Genomic DNA, 17190 nt, shown 5'->3' with positions numbered 1-17190 from the left:
CCTCTGATTAGCTTTCGACCGCACGGATGGCAGCGTCAAGATTGGCGGGGTTCAGGTCGGCATTGAGAAAGTCACTGTCCTGCGGCAAATCCACGACCAGTTTGCTGATGGCACCGAAGGTCAGGGTTCCCTGTTCCAGCGCATAATCCAGAATGTGGCCACCGCCTTCGCGATCGTCGGTAATAAAATGTTCGTGATAGCCTGCGACGTTAATCCCCTGCATGTACTGGGGTGTGCGGAAGCCGATCAGTTCCCCCGTACGCTGGCGGAACGCAAAGGTCGGCTGATCGCCCAGCACTTCCGGCATGGAGCGATAGGGGCGACACTGGCAGGGCACGGTGCGGGTCTCGACCCGGCTGAAACGGCCACTGATCCGCAGCGCGCAGAACTGGTTGTCGGAGGTGATTTCGCTGTCGATTACCTGATGGATGGCCTCACGCGACATCGGCCGGTCAAACTCAAACAGATATTGCGGTTTGAAAAAGGTCATGACAGCAAACGGGGTTTTCTGCGCCGGATCGGCCGGATGGGCGCTGCCATCGGCGTGCAGCTGGTAAACCTGACTGTCAAAGGCGATCAGCTCGCCATCCAGCCGGTTAAAGGTGCCCAGGCCAAAATCGCCTTTGCGCAGAAGATCGGCAATCCGCGTGTTCCCGTCGTAAACGCCGCTCAGTAGCGCACTCATTAAAGAGGTCTGATAGATAACACTTTCTGGTGCATCCTGGGAAAGCGTTAAGACAGTTCGTTTTAGTTGATCCTCACAGGAACAATCAGTTACACAATTGCTCATTTGATGCCTCGTAAGTTAACCGTTAAGCCGTGTTAACCTAAGGTTGAACCGATTCAGTCGTAAGATCCAATAGCGAAACCTGTTAACTTTGAGACGTTTTTGATATGGAACTGCGCCACCTGCGTTATTTTGTTGCCGTTGCCGAGACGCTTCACTTCACCCGCGCCGCCGAAATGCTGGGGATATCGCAGCCGCCGCTGAGTCAGCAGATATTGCGGCTGGAGCAGGAGATTGGCACGCCCCTGCTGAAGCGGCTGACGCGTGGGGTGGAACTCACCGAGGCCGGCGAGGCTTTTCTGGCGGATGCCGTGCAGATTGTGCAACTTGCCGACCAGGCGCTGGAGAATGCGCGCGGGATCGCCCGTGGGATCAGCGGCCAGCTGTCTCTGGGATTCGCCAGCTCGGTTGCCTTTAATCCTCATATCTTTACCCTGATCCGCCGCTTTACCGGGCGTTATCCGGCGATGGAGCTGCTGACGCGCGAAGAGAACATGTCCCTGCTGATGCAGGATTTGCAGGAGGGATTGCTGGATGCCGCCTTTATCCGGCTGCCCTGCGAAAGCAGCAAGGCGTTTAATCTGCGCGTCATCTCCACCGAAAAGATGCTGATTGCGCTGCCGCGCAGCCACCCTCTCAGCGGCACACCCGTCCTGCCCTTATCGGCCCTGGCCAGTGAAACCCTGGTGATTTTCCCGCGTGACGTTTCGCCCAGCCTGTATGAGCTGATTGTCACCGCCTGTCTGCGGGCGGGGTTTTCGCGCCACACTTTCCAGCAGGCGCCGCAGATCACCACGTCACTCGGTATGGTGGCGGCAGGGTGCGGGATTGCGCTGGTGCCGGAGTCGATGCGCTGCGTTGATAACCCGGACGTCAGCTTCAGCGATATCGAAAACAACACGCTGTTCACCGACGTGGCGTTTGCCTGGCGGCGGCATCACCCCTCGAAAGCGGTGCTGCACCTGCTGTCGCTGCTGGCGGAACAGTCGGCTTCAGGCGAAGCGGGTTGATAAGTGCCAGCTATTGAACTGAAAACAATAACCAGCTGGCGGGCGGTGGGCGGGATATTAATAATCGGGGCATGACTACATACCGCGTAAGAGTCGGGTTTCATAACCCGTCAGCCCTGACATTCAGGCAACTGGATGAAATTCTGGAGCCGCAGCGATTCTGGAGAACAGATTCGGCGGGTGGCCAGTTCCGCTATTTCATGGAGTATGAGTACCAGTCTGACGTGCGCGACCTCTGTTCGGTCTGTTCGCTGGCCTATACCCAGGCCTGTAAAGTCAGAAAGTGCCCGCTGATTCTGGTGGAGGTGATGAACTGAGCATGTCAGGCGATCCCGCGCGATCGCCTGACACCGTTTCAGCGCGACCGGCGCTGCATCAACAGGCTTAACGCGGCGGGCAGCACGGTGAGCGTCACCAGCGTTCCGCTGACCAGCCCCCCGATAATCGCCAGCGCCATCGGTCCCCAGAAAACCTGATGGGCGATGGGGATCATGCCGAGGATCGCGGCGCAGGCGGTCAGCAGGATAGGCCGCGCGCGGTGATGCGCCGCCTGGCGGATGGCCTCAACCGCGGCCAGCCCGGCGCGGGCATTCGCATCCACTTCACTGATCATGATCACCGCATTGCGGATGATGATACCTGCCAGTGCAATAATCCCCAGCAGCGCCACAAATCCCAGCGGGGTGCCGGTCGGCAGCATGGCGGAAACGATGCCGGGCAGGCCGAAGGGGGCCATGCTCAGCGCGAGCAGCATGCCGGAAAAGCGTTGCAGCTGAATCATCAGCAGGACCAGCATGGCGCAGAGCGTCATCGGCAGCAGGGCAAAGACCGAACTGTTGCCCTTGTCCGACTCCGCTACCGTGCCCGCTTCCTCAATCGTGTACCCGGCAGGCAGGGAAGCACGCAGGGCGGCGATAGCCGGTGCCAGCTGTTGAGAGACCGCTTCCGCCCGCTGGCCGGGAGCGATATCCGTCTGCACCGTGATGTAGGGCAGCCGCTGACGTCGCCAGATCACCGGGTCATCCACGCCCCACTTCAGGGTCGCCACCTGGCGCAGCGGGATCTTCTGACCGCTGGCATTAGTGATCATCAAACCCGCCAGCGTCGCCGTATCCTGCCGCTCGGCGTCATTGCCGCGTAACACCACATCAATCAGCCGGTTGCGGTCGCGCAGTGTCGTCACCACGCTGCCGGACATCAGCGTATTCAGGGCACGGGCTATCGTCCCGGAGGAGAGTCCGGCCGCGCGGGCTTCAGTCTGATTGACGGCCAGCGTCATGACGCGCTCCGGTTCTCCGGCAGTCAGATTGACCTCGCGGGTCAGCGGTGAGCGGGCAATCAGCGCCGCCAGCCGGGACGCCGCCAGCCGGACATGACCATAATCCGGTCCGGTAAGGCGATATTTCAGCGGCCAGCCAACCGGTGGTCCCAGCTCCAGCGGCGAGACCCGTGTGGTGATATCACTGAAGTTCTCACCGAGCCTGCTCTCCAGCCTGCGCTGCAGCCGGTCGCGCACCGACAGGTTTCTGGCGACCACCACCAGCTGCGCGATGTTTTCATTCTCCAGCAGCACATCCATCGGCAGATAGAAACGGATGGCGCCCGACCCTGCGTAGCTGCTGAAGCTGGCGACATCGCGGTCATGGCGCAGCACCTCTTCCAGCTGTGCGGTCCGGCGCGTGGTTTCAGCCTGCGTCGCACTGGCGGGAAGCGTGAGGCTGACCAGCAGTTCGGGGCGGTCGGACGCCGGGAAAAATTCACCCTGCATAAACGTGGTGGCGTACAGGCTGACCAGCAGCACCCCCAGCGCCGCGCTGACCGTCACGCCCCGATGACGCAGAATCACTTCCAGCAGCCAGTGATAGCCGCGCATCAGCACGCCCGGTCGCGGGTCGGCATGATTCAGTTTTGCCGACAGCAGCCAGCAGCCGGTAAGCGGAGAGAAGATCACCGCGACGACCCACGAGCAGAGCAGCGCCAGCGCGATCACCACAAACAGCGAGTAGCAGTACTCGCCGGCGCTGGAGGCGGCGAACCCAACCGGAATGAACCCGGCGATCATGACCAGCGTGCCGGTCAGCATCGGAAAGGCGGTGGTTTTAAACGCCCAGGTGGCGGCCTGCCACTTACTGTCACCCGCTTCCAGCCGGGCCACCATCGCCTCGACGGTGATCATGGCGTCATCCACCAGCAGCCCCAGTGCGATAATCAGCGCACCCAGCGAGATGCGCTGCAGCCCGATACCGGCCAGCAACATACCGGTAAAGGTCATCGCCAGCACCAGCGGGATCGCCGCCGCCACCACCAGTCCGGCGCGCAGCCCCAGCGAGATAAACGACACGGCTAACACAATCACCACGGCTTCGCCCAGGATTCGCACAAAACCGCTGACCGCCGTTTTTACCACCGCAGACTGATCGGCAACGCGGGTCATGGTGATGCCGTGTGGTAACTGACCAGCCAGCGTCTGCATGCGCTGATTCAGCTGCTGACCAAAGTCGAGCAGGTTGCCGCTGGCGGCCATGGAGACGGCCAGCCCGATAGCGGGCACGCCATTGACCCGGAACGTCGGGGCGGGCGGTTCGGCGGGTTGCAGGCTGATCGTCGCGAGATCGGTCAGCGGGATAAAGCGATCGCCGATATGCAGTGTCATCGCCTGCAGGCTGTCGACGGAGGTCAGGGTGCCGCTGACCCGCAGCGCAATATTCTCGCGGTCGGTGCGCAGGCTGCCCGCCGGAACGACCTCGTTCTGCGCGTTGATGGCGTCGCTGACCTGCTGCAAATCGAGACCCATGCCATTGAGCTTTTGCGGAGAAAAGGCGATAACCACCTGTTGCTCCTGCACCCCCAGCAGCCGGGTTTTGCCGATGTCGGGCAGGGTCGCCAGAGCGCGCCGCAGGTTATCGACGCGGTCGCGCAGCTCACGGGCACTAAAGCCCTCCGCCGTGAAGCCATAAATCGTGCCGAAGGTGTCATCAAACTCGTCGTTCACCGCCGGACCCTGCACGCCCTGCGGCAGAGAGGTGCTCACATCCTGCATCTTTTTGCGCAGCTGATACCAGATGCCCGCGACCTGAGACGGCGGCGTATCGTCACGCAGATTGACATAAATGACCGTCTGCCCGGCGCGGGTCTCACTCTCCACCGTATCGAGAGAGGGAAGTTCCTGCACCTTCTGCTCCAGCACGTCTGTCACCAGCTGCACCATGGTATTAACGTCGGCGCCCGGCCACTGGGCAGAGACCACCGCGGTTTTGATGGTAAACGCCGGATCTTCATTGCGTGACAGATGTTCATAGCTCATCACGCCCGCGGCCATCACCAGCAGCATGAAAAAGACCACCAGCTGCTGATGCGCCAGCGCCCAGCCAGAGAGGTTAAAGCCAGCCGGTTTTTTCATGGTTCCTCCTGCGCAGGCAACACTTTTTCGCCGGGCTGCAGGGTGGCGACGCCGGCGGTAACGATGCGCTCGCCCGGCTGAATACCGGATGCGACGAAGATCTGCTGAGCGTCAAAGCGGGCCAGCACCACCGGACGAAGCTGCAGACGGGAAGCCGCATCCACAACCAGCAGCGCCGGCTGGTCGGCTAAGCGCGTCAGGGCGCTGGCGGGCAGGGCGATGACCGGCGGTTGCGAGTCGGGCAGGGTAACCATCACGGTGGCACCGGGCGCCATCGCCTCGGGCGGCTGATTCAGCGTGACACGCAGCCGCCAGGTGCGGGTCTGCGGGTCAGCCTGCGGACTGATGTCACGGACCGTGCCGCTGGCCTCGGTGCCGGGGTCGGCAAGCAGCGTCACCTTCAGCGGTGTGCGATCAGCGATCTGCAGCCGCTCGGTGGTGGTCAGATCAAACACCGCATCGCGAGCATCCCCTGCGGCCAGCGTCATTACGCTTTGTCCGGCGCTGACCACCTGACCCGGCTGAACCGTGATAGCGGTGATCCGGCCCGCAGCAGGAGCCGTCAGTTGGGTCCAGCTGAGGCTATCCTGAGCATTTTTCAGCGCCGCTTCGCTACTGAGACGGCGGGACTGCGCGCTCTGCCAGTCCGCCTGGGCACTGTCCAGCTGGCTGCGGGCGATAGCACCGCCGGGCATCAGCAACCGCATCCGATGCAGATTCAGCGCGGCGACCCGCTCCGCAGCCCGGGCGCTGTCGAGATCGGCCCGGGCGCTGCTCAGCTGGTTACGCGTCTGATCGTTTTCCAGCGCCGCCAGCGGTTGCCCGGCACTGACCCGATCGCCCAGTTCAGCCGTGCGGCTGACGACCCGCCCGTCGAGCCGGAAGGCCAGGGTGACTTCGTCATGCGCCCGGATTTCACCGGTCAGCCGCAGAGAGGCCGCACCGCCGGGCGGCGGCGCGGTCACGGCTTTTACCGGGCGGGGCGGAGCTGGCGGCGGGGCCGCACTGTTATCGCGGCAGCCGGTCATAATCAGCACCCCGGACAGCACAAAGACGAACGGCACCACGAGGTGAACAGAGAAGAGGTGACGCCAGATCTGGCGGGCAGCATCAGATAAGAAGTCTGTCATAGCCGGGTTCCTGTAATGAGTTGTGCTCATTGAACCCGGCCCGTGTCCAGAAACGTTCCATGAACCATCAAGAAATGGTCAAGTCAGAACAATTTATCGATCCGGGAGTGTTATCCGAATCAGCAGGCCGCCGTCGGCGGGTAGCGAGGCGGTGATCGTCCCGCCGTGCGCGTCGACAATGGCTTTGGCAATGGACAATCCCAGTCCGCTGCCGCCGGAGTGGCGGGCGCGTGAGGAGTCGGCGCGGGTAAAGCGGTCAAACAGCTGTGGCAGGAAGTCCGGATCCACGCCCTGACCGTAATCACGAAAGGTCAGTATCGTGGCCTGGGCGTCCCGGCTGGCGGAAATGAGCAGCACACCGCCGTCCGCCGCGTAGCGCAGCGCATTTTCGCAGAGGATGGTCACCACCTGCCCCAGCCGGAACGCATCGGCGCAGAGCAGCAGGTTGTCAGGGGCTTTCACGCGGAGGGTCAGGCCTGCCTGCTCTGCCTGCGGCAGCAGCCAGCCAGTGCGCTCACGCAGCAGCTCGGCGGGGTTAAAGCACTCCGGGTTCAGCGTAAGCTGCCCCGCATCCGCCAGTGACAGCAGATGCAGTTCGTCAGTCAGCCGGCTCAGTTGTGTCAGCTGCTTCATGATCATCGCCAGCTGCTGAGGGTCGGCCGGAAAAACGCCATCCAGAATGCCCTGCAGACGGCCCATCGCCGCCGTCAATGGAGAGCGCAGTTCGTGCGCCATCGCGACGTGAGAGGCGCGCAGCTCGCGCTCGTAACGCGCCAGCTGCTGTGTCATCTGATTAAAGTCTTCGGTAAAGCGCACCAGCTCCTGCGGAGCCGCGTCAACGACCGCCGCCGGGCGGCCAAACTCCCCCTGCGACACCGCACGCGCCGCCGTTGCCAGCTGGCTGAACTGTGCGGAGAGCGGACGCGCAAAGCGCAGCGCGATCAGTACCATAAGCGGAATGGTGACCACGACCAGAAGGATGACGGTCAGCCAGTCAGAGGAGGCCAGCGACGGATCGGAAAAATTGATGCCCCAGTATTGATCGACAATCTGATGGAAGCGCGCCGGATCGCTGGCGGGATGCTGGCGCAGCCGGGTGAACTCCTCCACCAGCGCGGGGGGCATCCGGTGGTAGACCCAGACCGCCTGCACCGCAAATCGCAGCCACATACAGAGGGCGATCAGTACTACGCTGCCTATCGCCAGCAACAGAACCCGGATGCAGATCCAGCGCCACAGTGAGGTGTGGGTTGCGTTCTTCATGGCTGTCTGAACCGATAGCCGACGCTGCGCACCGCTGGCAGCACATCAGAGATGCCAGCGGCTTCGAGTTTACGGCGCAGGTTGTAGACATGGGTATCGACTACCCGCTCCAGCGCATCACTTTCCGGCAGGCAGTGCTCCAGCAGAAACAGGCGGGTAAAGGGACGCGTCGGGGCGCGCATCAGCGTGACCAGCAGGGAAAATTCGGTGGGCGTCAGATCGAGCCGGTGTGGGGCGGCGCTGTCACCCTCCACGATCGCGGTGAGCGCCTCGGGATCGACCGTTAAACCAGCCCAGCGCAGGACCCCGGCCGCGGCCGCGGGCGGCTGGCTGCGGCGCAGAACGGCCTGCACGCGCGCCACCACTTCACCGGGATGATAGGGTTTTACCACATAGTCATCGGCCCCATAGCGCAGCGCACCGATGCGATCGGGCGCGTCACCCATCGCCGTGACCATGATCACCGGGGTATCGTCACGCCGCCGCAGCGCCGCCAGCACCTCGGTGCCGTTCATGCCGGGCAGCATGATATCGAGCAGGATCAGATCCGGCTGCCAGCGTCTGGCCGCCTCCAGCCCGCCCGGTCCGTCACCGGCTATCGTAACCGCATAGTTTTCACGTTTCAGGTAAGCCTCAAGGACGCCCGCTGCATCCGCGTCATCTTCAATAATCAGTACACGTTTTTCCTGCATTTCCGGACCACCTTGACTGTTTCTTCATAAATCCCTGGCCGTTCATTGATACGCGCCTCGCATACTCACCTCCGGTGACGCGGTACTGACTCCCCAGCTCCGCACCAAATGTGATAATGAGGAAACGTGATGATAACCGGAAAAATAACGCTTCACATGGTCTGTTTTTCGCTGGGTTTCAGTGCCGCCGCCGCGATGGCCGAAGAGAGTACAACGCCGCCACCCAGCATGACGCTGGGCATTGCGGGCATCAACGCACCGCGCTACAGCGGCGCAAAGAGGAATCACTGGCAGGTGATGCCGGTGATTCAGGCGCGCGACGGGGCGTTTTTTCTCGATTCGCAAAAAGGTATCGGCTATGACCTGCAGGCGGATAACGGACTTTACCTTGAGCATACGCTGGGCTACGGGCTGGGCCGCTCAGACCGGAACTCCTCCTGGCGTGACGGGGATGACCGGCTGCGGGGAATGGGAAATATCGACGCGACGGTCAATACCGCGCTGGCGCTGGGCTGGTCTGTAACGCCGTGGCTGGTGCTGGAGGGGAAAGCGACGCTGCCATTGAGTGACAGTCAGGGCGTGCAGTACCGGACGTCCGTCACCCTGATCCCCTGGCAGACCGCGGATGATACCGTGGCGCTGCAGGTGGCCGGTCTGTTCGGTGATGGACGCTACATGAACACCTGGTACGGCGTGAACAGCCAGCAGAGCGCGCGCAGCGGGTTTGCACGGTATAACGCTTCAGGGGGATTCTACGGGACGGACGCCAGCCTGACCTGGAGTCATCAGCTGACCCCTGCCTGGGCAGCCAGCGTCACGGGTGACTACAGCTGGCTCGATAAATCTGCCTCCGACAGTCCCCTTGTCGCACGGCACGACGGTGCCGGGGTCACGCTGGCCCTCAGCTACACCTTCTGAGCCACATGGGAATAAGCGGGATGCGCAGTCACCGTGCTCTGCTTGTCGCGCTCATTCTGTTATATCTGCTGGTCTTTACCCTGACCGGTGCTGCACTGAGCCTGTTTGATGCGCCGGAGCCGGGCCGGCGCGACAGGGAGGCGACAGAGAGGGTTGGGCGTCTCCTTTATCCTGACGCTGTCTGTGACCGGTCAGCTAATTTTTCTGTGGCTGGCGCTGGAGGAAATTCCATGTTGCACCCAGCATGCCGGAGTCGTTGCCGTAGGTGGCCGCATCAATGCGAATATCAATCTGATACTTTTCCAGCTGCTCAGCGAGTTCTTCAAGGAAAGGTTCCCGCGCCGTAATGCCGCCGCCGATAAATATCATCTGCGGATCAAAGACGCTGAAGAGGTTATATAAACAGGCCGCGAGATCCTGGTAGAATTTTTCCACCACCTGCTGCGCCATTTTTTCCTGGCGGTCGCAGGCGTCAAACACATCTTTGCCACTGACGTCGTCGACAGGCCGATCGGTGAGCTGACTGTAATTCTCCCGCAGCGCGGTCATGGTACAGCTCTGGCTCATGGTGTGGCGTTCAATGTCGCTGCTGGTGGGACGTGAGGTCAGCAGACAGCCAAACTCACCGGCCCGGTTCCGGCCACCGCGAATCAGCGCACCGTTGCAGAAAGCGGCTCCGCCCAGCCCGGTTCCGATGGTCAGCATCAGGAAGTCGTTCAGTTTTTTCGCTTTGCCCAGCCAGTATTCCGCCAGCAGGGCACAGTGCGCGTCGTTTTCCACCGTGGCAGGCAGGGATGTTTTCTCCGTCAGCCACTGGCTCAGATGAAACTGGTCAAAATCACGGATGGTGCCGCCCATCTCAATAAAGCCTTTATCGGGGTCGATATAGCCTGGCGTACTCACGGCGATACCTTCACAGCCGGGATTCTTCTCCAGCCAGCCCACTATTTCTTCCAGAATTTTGTCCCGCGCGTTGTGGGAAATGTCGGCGCTCTCCTGCGTCAGAATGTTTCCCCGATCGTCCACCACGCCCATTTTTAAAGAGGTACCGCCAATATCAAAAGCTGCAATATTCATCAACGTTCTCTGAAATGATGTTGGTGCGATTAATTGTAGTGTTGAAATAAAATCGCAGGCGGCCGGGCAGCCGCAATTTTGTCAGGAAAGGTACAGATTTATAAAGCTGCCGGAACAGGGCGCCATGAGCGAAGCGTTAATAATGGAAGGTGCTGCTATTAAGTAAGCGGTGCGGAGAATAGTGAACATTCCGGCGGCGATGTTTCTGTTAAGCGAATGTTTTCGGTATTGATTTACCGGATTAACCCTGCCTGGTGCTTCTTCAATCCAGCTGAATTATACTGTCGGCAATGAGCGCAAATTCAGTGATTTCTTAATGATTTACATTATCGATGACCAGATTACGTATAATTCAGATGACTGTACGCTGAGCCATATACCTACTCAGGAGTCGCTGAGCCTGAGTATCTCTTCCGGCCGGTTGTTTGAGCAGCTGCTGAATTCTGGCGGAGAAATCCTGTCGCGTGACACCTTACTGACAGAGGTGTGGGACCGGTATGGCCTGCGCGGATCTAACAGTAATCTGAATCAGTATCTGAGTATTCTGCGCAGGGCGCTTGCGGCCTATGGTTGCCAGAATCTGATAATGACCCTGCCGAAGATTGGCATCCGACTGAATCCGGAGATCAGGATTGTCCGGCAAACGGCTCAGCCGGTGGCGGTGTCTGATATCGCGCCGGAGCCGGTAGCGGGCACAGACTCCGAGGTGCCGCCGGATAACGTCACCGCGCCGGAACCCTCTCTGGCTCCGGTAGCAAAGCCGATGCGCAGGACCCGACAACTGAGTGTGGCCCTGATTCTTCTGGCGATATTCATCGTTGCCTTCAGCTTTTACATCTTCATCCATCCTGCGCAGAAGAATAGCGGGCTGACCACTGTGCCACTGGCGGGCGGCTGTGAAGCGGTACTGCTGAAAGGCCTGGATGTGGTAGAGCGCGAGTCTATTGATCAACAGATTCTGCAGATGCTCCGGGAAAATAATCAATCCTGCAGCGCCGGACGACGGATCTATTTCGATAAAAACACGGCGTTCACCACCACGAACTACGGCAGAACGATGCTGTCAGCCTGTAATCTTGATGAGCGTGGGCACATCATTTCCTGTGACAACGTTTATTATCTCGACTGGAGAATGAATTGAAACGCAGCGCCACTCTTACGCTGACGGCAACGCTGGCCATATTGCTGCTGGTTACCTTTGCAGCCATCAATTTTTATCGTCATCAGGAAACTGATTTACCGTTCCGATGCTCGGCGTTCAGCCGCTACGATCTCAGTCGTCAGGAAGGGAAGAAAGTCGAGTTTGCGGTGTCGCAGGATTTGCGTTTTATTGATGCGCACTCCGGTTATCTGTTACTCAACGGGCAGGTCACGCTGGGAGATAAGGTCACCACGCTCAATCGCCGTATTGCACTGAGCGAGGGGGGAAAAATAGAGAGCGATACTTATCGCTATAAAATTAAATCGATTATCACCTCGACCAACGATACCACCCCGGATGCGGTATTCAATCTGCTGCTGGCGGAGATCACGCTGGATCCGACCTACCTGCAGGTGGATGTGCGCCAGGTGGATCAGCAGGCCTACCTGATTAGCGGGCCGCTCTCCTATCTGTTTACCTGCAAGCGTTACTGAATGACGGCAGGCCTCTGCAGGGGCCTGTTAAGCGTTGAAACCGGACGTTAGGCTTTATGCCATTTTGAGTGTATCCGCTCTTCCCTGCATCGGACTAAGAGGCTGTTAACCTGATATCGAATTGCAGATATAGGTCGGGATAAAATTGACCATAAAAAGAAAGTTTTTGTTCTTCTGCCTGATGATTCGCATATAAACTTCCTTCTCAGAGGCGATGAAAAACCGCGAGAGATACTGGCTGATCTCGTCATCACTGAGATTGTCATCCGGTAGCCTGATATTTTTTTCAGTGGTCATATAATAGATATCGCCATTGCGCTGCAGGCTGAAGGAGACTTTACGATTAAACACCTTTCCAGGGTTCATTTCTGAATAGCCGGTGATATGAGCTAACGCAAAGTTATCGCGAATCATATAGTTGAGTGACAGATGATAAATGTCGTCACTGTAATGTTCTACTAAGTTTGCAACACAGTTAAAACTTTCTGTGGGACGGCGCTGCAGATAGGGGTAGGCCAGAAAAGCCGCCTCCATTAAAATTACGATACCCGTTAGTACGATAAGCGTTTTTTTAATCACCCGGATTCAATCCTCTGAAATGATATTCTGAAATGCACTGATTTTTCTGGCTCATCGGTTTATTGCAGCGAATGACTGAGGTTCTGGGCAGGAGCGCATAATGCGTCACATAGACCCAGGGATAATGACTGCAGCTGCTTTTCAATTTTTCAACCAGAGAAAGCGTTTTCTTTTTCTCCTCTGAACGGGCATCTTTGTCGGCAATATAAACCCGGCATCCATTGATATCTGCCAGAAAAGGGTACTCATCAAAATGGACGCGGGGCGCATCTGATGCGTTGTTAGTTTTCAGAATTACCATCAGCAAAATCAGTGCGACCAGGCTCATGGTCCAGAGTAAAACCGCTGGCAGGAAAGATTTCAGCGGTGCTCCCGATTCCTGCCGGGCAGCGTGCGCCACCAGCGGCTCGCCCTGTTCAGTATCCGCTGAGGATGGCAGGCTCATTTCATCATAAGGTTCTTCCGCAAAAGTATCTTCATCTCTGGAGTGCGTGTTTTCCTGACTGCCATCAACGTGCGTTTCACTACTGCGTTTCTTTATATCTGTTCCACTGGCCAGTGTCAGACCGACGCGTGGGATTGTTACGACAGGATCTTCCGCAAGCCCGACCTTTTTTAAACCCTTCCGCAGAATAGAAATATTCTGATAAAAGGTATTGGGAGAAACCAGCATCCCATTTCTCTCCCACACAATCTCCATAAACTCCTGCTGCGTAATAATCGTGTCATTTCGTGTGATTAATAATAAGAGGCAGCGGCCTGCCGGAGAATTGAGGACTACACATTTTTCTGGATCGTTCAGATTACGCAATGTACTGGCCGCAGGATGAAACTCAATAAATCCATTAATGATGTAGTGATTATGCATCAGGCTAAACTCAGCAGAAAAATCTGAGTCTAGCTTTTTTACCCCCTTATTGTTACCTCCAATCTGTGCGACATTTTAAGATTCCATTTTCATTTGGGAATTTTTATAGGGTCAGCGTCACAACGCAGCCCGCTTTTACCGGACATAAAAAAAGGTGCAGAATGTTCTGCACCTTGTCAACGCCAGTCATATAAGCATCAGATCAAGCGGCTTGCCGCATTATCCTGGAAGGTGCCGTTGAAAGCGTTAGTGATAAACTGATTGACCAGTGCATATACTGACTCTGAATCATTCCAGCCCATAATTGCACCGGCGACAGCACCCGCCGCGGCACCGATCATGCCTGCACCCAACATACCCACCAGCTGGCCAATGGCACCAATGCCGAGGATACCGCCACCGTCGCCACCGTGCATGCCGCCGATGGTGGCACCCGCAGCGTAGCCTGCCGCTGCCAGCAGAACGCTGCTGGTGAGTGATTCCCATAAGCCCGCACCCGATACGGCATCAATTTCCATCATGCTTAAATCGCGCATTATTATTTCCTCAGATTAATTTTAAAGTTAAGCCATGTCTTATCTTCTCATTTGAGAAGTTAAAATATGACTTTTCATAGGCTGTTTCAAAATGACGGCAGTGACATGCTGTCTTGTTTCAAAACAGGTAAAGCAGGCATTTTTTATTACAGCATGCCTTTCTGAATTATTATCCTGTGCTACATGGATAACCTATCAGGATTACACATTCAATATTCTGACGATAAAGTGAATGGCTTGGCGCTTCTCTTTTTATCTCTTGTCCGATTAATTTTGCTGCGGCGTTATGCCGTTATGCTTCAGTCAGGAAATGAGCTGGCACGGGTTCGTCAGCGACTTTACGCCCGTTGAGTGATTCCCGATGATGACGACGACCGCAACATCCCTTGCAGATATCAGCAGAACGCGGTTGAAGCATTCCTCCTGAATATTCAGCGGTGCAAACGTCAGCTTCCGTGATACTGAAATCACGCACGGTCACTTCCTGACCCTGTCACTGATGGCAGGTGGTGTTATTAATGTTAATTTTCGGCGTTAATTATGCATTTAACCTGAAGCCTCTTAAATAGAATTACTTCTATTTTTAATTTCTTTCAGCTTTTGTGTTTGTATCTGGTATGGCCATTTTAAAATCCGTGTTAATACCTCAGGTGTTGTTAAGCGTAAATGACTTTACGCAATGTACCAGCCTGTGCATCTCATTCTTCATGGATACTTCATCAGGGTAAATTGACGTGAAGTTGATCGTAACATTATCAGCCAGCAGACAGGCATAGGTTACCTGCCAGACTCGCTGACTGCCGCCCTGGCCGGTTATAAAGCTGTAAATCACCTGGAAAGTCTTCGTAAATGCATGGCCATCATTGACCTCTTCCATTTTTACCAGGTTGAACTGATTAAATATTTTTTCGGCATTACTGACCTGTAAGGCAATATTCTCGCCAAGGGTTTGTCCTTCAGCAAGCCGGTCGCGGTTGATGGTGATCTGCTGGCCGGTTCTGAATGCCACAACATTAATTGTCTGAGTTCTGACTTCTTCGTCAAATTTAAGCGTGCCTTCCAGGCAGATTAGACTGTTTTTCATATTCACTCCTTGGTTTCAGGGCTGGGCAGCACTTAACAGTGCCCTCTGTTAATTTATTTCCAGCGTCACCTGTGAGGCGTTCACTAAAGCTGCAAACTCTGCTTTGGTGATTTCGGTCACGCCATGGCGGTTGATTTGGATAATGCGGTCTGCGCTCATGATCGTTTCTGGCCGGTGTGCGATGATGACGCGGGTGATGCTCATGTGCTTTATCGCATCATTGATGGCACTCTCTCTGGCCACATCCAGATGACTGGTGGCCTCATCAAGGATAAGCAGGCGCGGCTGGCGGTAAAGTGCGCGGGCGAGGATGACCCGCTGCACCTGCCCTCCGGAGAGAGACGAACCCATATCGCCCACCATGCTGTTGTAGCCCATAGGCATTGCCATAATGTCGCCATGTATCTGGGCGATACGTGCTGCCCACTCGACCCTGGCTTTATCCAGGCTGGCATCAAAGAAACTGATGTTGTCCATGATGGAGCCGGCAAACATCATATCGTTTTGCATCACGCTTCCGATTAGATCGCGGTAATGCGTCATTCCCAGTTTTGTATGGTCGATACCGTTAATGCTGATCATACCGGCGTTCGGTTTGAGCAGTCCGAGCAGCAATTTTGCCAGCGTCGTTTTACCCTGGCCGGAGGGGCCGATGATGGCGACAGATTCACCGGCCGCAATGCTCAGGCTGAAGTCAGAGAAGATTTCTTCGTCAGTGGCTGAATAACGGAAGGTCATGTCGCTGATATCCAGACGTACCGGCCCTGTTTCTTCCGCCAGCGCGATGTGGCTTTCCATATTCTGCTCTTTCTCCGTCAGGACAATATCGGAGAGACGTTCACCGTGTAAGCGAAGCATTTTGAATTCGATCAGCGCGTTGATCAGGCCCGCAGAGCGAGAGATAAACTGATCGGAGAACGAGATGAACGCCACCAGCATCCCGCTGGTAAAGTTACCGTCCAGCACCTGGGCCGCAGCCAGCCAGATCAGAACAATTTTGCCAACGCCGGAAATTGTCCCCTGCAGCGTGTTGAATCCAATCGAGAGTTTCTGCGTCGTAATTCCTTTGTTTGTCGACTCCACGGTTTCATTGGTATAGGTCGAAACGCGCAGATCCTGCTTATTGTTGAGCTTGATCGCCTGCACGCCACGGATCGATTCAAGCAGCTGTGACTGCACTACGGCGGAGGCCATCAGCTGATTCTCATTCGCCTGGCGAAAGGGTTCGAATGAGATCCAGCGAATCAGTGCATAAAGCAGGAACAGGCCAACGACCACACAGGTCAGGGTGGCGTTATAGGTGAAAATTACGCCGAGGGTAACCAGCGCCATTACCCCGTCGAAAACAGACGAGATAAAGCGGCCGGTTAGCGTGCTCTGAATATTGCCGATGGATCCGAAGCGCGAAAGAATGTCGCCGACATGACGTTCTTCAAAGTAACTGAGCGGTAATCCCAGCAGATGGGCGCACAGATTAGAAGACCACTGAACGCTCAGCATGCTGGAGAACCAGGTCGTAACCCAGCTTCGCAGTGCTGAAATCAGGTTCTGAAACAGGGTGATGCAGATAAAGGCGACACCGAGCAGCGTCAGCAAATCACGGTCCGCAGAGACCAGCACCTGATCCATCACCCACTGCATGTAAAATGGCGTGATGATGCCAAAAAATTCCAGTGCCAGTGACAGTAAGGCCACCTGCACGAACGCAGAGCCAATTCCGGACACGTTACGGATCAGGCTCAGCATGGAAATCGATTTTTTCTCGTTCTTCTTCTCAAAGGTGGCGCCGGGATAAAGCTCCAGCGCGACGCCAGTGAATGAGGCGGAGACTTCATCCATCGGCACTTTGCGTATGCCACGCGCCGGGTCATGAATAATGAGCCTGTTTTTAGCGATGCCTTTCAGCACGACAAAGTGGTTCATCTCCCAGTGCAGAACGCAGGGCAGATTCAGTTTGTCCAGTTCATCCAGTTCGAGGCGAACCGCACGACAGCCCATGCCCATGCTCTGTGCGAATGACATCACATTCGCCAGCGTGCTGCCTTTAAGGGAGGTCGGGAAGCGCTGGCGCAGCGAGACCATATCGGTGTGATGACCATAGTAGCCGGCAATCATGCCAATACAGGTCAGGCCACATTCAGCCGCCTGGGTCTGACGTAAAACGGGCAGTTTCTGGCGAAATGACAAATTCAGTTTGTGAAATAAATCCAT

16 protein-coding genes are annotated in these 17190 nt (G+C 56.7%); 5 read left to right on the top strand and 11 right to left on the bottom strand.

Annotated elements, in window-relative coordinates:
* Window positions 1-7: 7 nt before the first annotated feature.
* Window positions 8-790 (bottom strand): acetolactate decarboxylase, encoded by a 783-nt coding sequence (gene budA, locus OXR04_RS20565; RefSeq protein WP_267372749.1) that lies wholly within the window; start codon window positions 788-790, stop codon window positions 8-10.
* A gap of 104 nt (window positions 791-894) precedes the next feature.
* Here budA and OXR04_RS20560 point away from each other — a divergent pair, with 104 nt between their 5' ends.
* Both OXR04_RS20560 and OXR04_RS20555 read left to right on the top strand, forming a co-directional pair.
* Complete coding sequence (locus OXR04_RS20560; RefSeq protein WP_267372748.1) at window positions 895-1797, top strand: LysR family transcriptional regulator; 903 nt, start codon at window positions 895-897, stop codon at window positions 1795-1797.
* A gap of 71 nt (window positions 1798-1868) precedes the next feature.
* On the top strand, window positions 1869-2114 hold the full coding sequence (locus OXR04_RS20555; RefSeq protein ID WP_033736884.1) for a hypothetical protein: 246 nt from the start codon (window positions 1869-1871) through the stop codon (window positions 2112-2114).
* 38 nt (window positions 2115-2152) lie between these two features.
* On the opposite strand, the gene OXR04_RS20550 is transcribed toward OXR04_RS20555, so the two are convergent.
* From OXR04_RS20550 to OXR04_RS20535, 4 genes are all read right to left on the bottom strand, one after another.
* On the bottom strand, window positions 2153-5197 hold the full coding sequence (locus OXR04_RS20550; protein ID WP_267372747.1) for an efflux RND transporter permease subunit: 3045 nt from the start codon (window positions 5195-5197) through the stop codon (window positions 2153-2155).
* Window positions 5194-6327, bottom strand: coding sequence for an efflux RND transporter periplasmic adaptor subunit (locus OXR04_RS20545; RefSeq protein ID WP_267372746.1), 1134 nt, complete (start codon window positions 6325-6327; stop codon window positions 5194-5196). The genes OXR04_RS20550 and OXR04_RS20545 overlap by 4 nt, the downstream gene beginning before the upstream one ends.
* A gap of 93 nt (window positions 6328-6420) precedes the next feature.
* Window positions 6421-7590: an ATP-binding protein gene (locus OXR04_RS20540; protein WP_058957542.1), complete on the bottom strand. Its 1170-nt coding sequence runs from the start codon at window positions 7588-7590 to the stop codon at window positions 6421-6423.
* Window positions 7587-8282, bottom strand: a complete 696-nt coding sequence (locus OXR04_RS20535) for a response regulator (RefSeq protein ID WP_267372745.1) — start codon at window positions 8280-8282, stop codon at window positions 7587-7589. The genes OXR04_RS20540 and OXR04_RS20535 overlap by 4 nt, the downstream gene beginning before the upstream one ends.
* A 129-nt stretch (window positions 8283-8411) precedes the next feature.
* Here OXR04_RS20535 and OXR04_RS20530 point away from each other — a divergent pair, with 129 nt between their 5' ends.
* Window positions 8412-9200: a MipA/OmpV family protein gene (locus OXR04_RS20530; protein ID WP_267372744.1), complete on the top strand. Its 789-nt coding sequence runs from the start codon at window positions 8412-8414 to the stop codon at window positions 9198-9200.
* 195 nt (window positions 9201-9395) lie between these two features.
* Here OXR04_RS20530 and OXR04_RS20525 read toward each other — a convergent pair whose 3' ends face one another.
* Window positions 9396-10277: an ROK family protein gene (locus OXR04_RS20525; RefSeq protein ID WP_154929191.1), complete on the bottom strand. Its 882-nt coding sequence runs from the start codon at window positions 10275-10277 to the stop codon at window positions 9396-9398.
* A gap of 316 nt (window positions 10278-10593) precedes the next feature.
* Between OXR04_RS20525 and OXR04_RS20520 the strand changes: the two genes are divergently transcribed.
* Entirely contained in the window at window positions 10594-11418 is an 825-nt protein-coding gene (locus tag OXR04_RS20520; RefSeq protein ID WP_140923740.1) for a winged helix-turn-helix domain-containing protein, read from the top strand.
* The gene (locus tag OXR04_RS20515) at window positions 11415-11912 is read left to right on the top strand and encodes a FidL-like protein (RefSeq protein WP_267372743.1); all 498 of its coding nucleotides are present in this window, start codon (window positions 11415-11417) and stop codon (window positions 11910-11912) included. The genes OXR04_RS20520 and OXR04_RS20515 overlap by 4 nt, the downstream gene beginning before the upstream one ends.
* Window positions 11913-12017: 105 nt before the next feature.
* Here the strand turns inward: OXR04_RS20515 and OXR04_RS20510 are convergent, their stop codons facing one another.
* The 5 genes from OXR04_RS20510 to OXR04_RS20490 form a co-directional block, all read right to left on the bottom strand.
* On the bottom strand, window positions 12018-12491 hold the full coding sequence (locus OXR04_RS20510) for a hypothetical protein (RefSeq protein ID WP_058957536.1): 474 nt from the start codon (window positions 12489-12491) through the stop codon (window positions 12018-12020).
* Window positions 12484-13359, bottom strand: a complete 876-nt coding sequence (locus OXR04_RS20505; protein WP_267372742.1) for a winged helix-turn-helix domain-containing protein — start codon at window positions 13357-13359, stop codon at window positions 12484-12486. The genes OXR04_RS20510 and OXR04_RS20505 overlap by 8 nt, the downstream gene beginning before the upstream one ends.
* A 197-nt stretch (window positions 13360-13556) precedes the next feature.
* Window positions 13557-13895 (bottom strand): hypothetical protein, encoded by a 339-nt coding sequence (locus OXR04_RS20500; protein WP_009093197.1) that lies wholly within the window; start codon window positions 13893-13895, stop codon window positions 13557-13559.
* A gap of 646 nt (window positions 13896-14541) precedes the next feature.
* Complete coding sequence (locus tag OXR04_RS20495; protein WP_267372741.1) at window positions 14542-14979, bottom strand: DcrB-related protein; 438 nt, start codon at window positions 14977-14979, stop codon at window positions 14542-14544.
* 48 nt (window positions 14980-15027) lie between these two features.
* A complete protein-coding gene (locus OXR04_RS20490; protein ID WP_009093194.1) occupies window positions 15028-17190 on the bottom strand; it encodes a peptidase domain-containing ABC transporter in 2163 nt (720 codons plus the stop codon).

This window comes from Pantoea sp. GM_Pan_3, assembly GCF_026541045.1.
GTDB lineage: Bacteria > Pseudomonadota > Gammaproteobacteria > Enterobacterales > Enterobacteriaceae > Pantoea > Pantoea anthophila.
This window is presented reverse-complemented; position numbering and strand designations above follow the sequence as displayed.

What these genes read in the sequence shown, in the direction of transcription:
- budA (WP_267372749.1), bottom strand. Translation starts at nt 790, where the DNA reads ATGAGCAATTGTGTAACTGATTGTTCCTGTGAGGATCAACTAAAACGA.
- OXR04_RS20560 (WP_267372748.1), top strand. Translation starts at nt 895, where the DNA reads ATGGAACTGCGCCACCTGCGTTATTTTGTTGCCGTTGCCGAGACGCTT.
- OXR04_RS20555 (WP_033736884.1), top strand. Translation starts at nt 1,869, where the DNA reads ATGACTACATACCGCGTAAGAGTCGGGTTTCATAACCCGTCAGCCCTG.
- OXR04_RS20550 (WP_267372747.1), bottom strand. Translation starts at nt 5,197, where the DNA reads ATGAAAAAACCGGCTGGCTTTAACCTCTCTGGCTGGGCGCTGGCGCAT.
- OXR04_RS20545 (WP_267372746.1), bottom strand. Translation starts at nt 6,327, where the DNA reads ATGACAGACTTCTTATCTGATGCTGCCCGCCAGATCTGGCGTCACCTC.
- OXR04_RS20540 (WP_058957542.1), bottom strand. Translation starts at nt 7,590, where the DNA reads ATGAAGAACGCAACCCACACCTCACTGTGGCGCTGGATCTGCATCCGG.
- OXR04_RS20535 (WP_267372745.1), bottom strand. Translation starts at nt 8,282, where the DNA reads ATGCAGGAAAAACGTGTACTGATTATTGAAGATGACGCGGATGCAGCG.
- OXR04_RS20530 (WP_267372744.1), top strand. Translation starts at nt 8,412, where the DNA reads ATGATAACCGGAAAAATAACGCTTCACATGGTCTGTTTTTCGCTGGGT.
- OXR04_RS20525 (WP_154929191.1), bottom strand. Translation starts at nt 10,277, where the DNA reads ATGAATATTGCAGCTTTTGATATTGGCGGTACCTCTTTAAAAATGGGC.
- OXR04_RS20520 (WP_140923740.1), top strand. Translation starts at nt 10,594, where the DNA reads ATGATTTACATTATCGATGACCAGATTACGTATAATTCAGATGACTGT.
- OXR04_RS20505 (WP_267372742.1), bottom strand. Translation starts at nt 13,359, where the DNA reads ATGCATAATCACTACATCATTAATGGATTTATTGAGTTTCATCCTGCG.
- OXR04_RS20500 (WP_009093197.1), bottom strand. Translation starts at nt 13,895, where the DNA reads ATGCGCGATTTAAGCATGATGGAAATTGATGCCGTATCGGGTGCGGGC.
- OXR04_RS20495 (WP_267372741.1), bottom strand. Translation starts at nt 14,979, where the DNA reads ATGAAAAACAGTCTAATCTGCCTGGAAGGCACGCTTAAATTTGACGAA.
- OXR04_RS20490 (WP_009093194.1), bottom strand. Translation starts at nt 17,190, where the DNA reads ATGGATTTATTTCACAAACTGAATTTGTCATTTCGCCAGAAACTGCCC.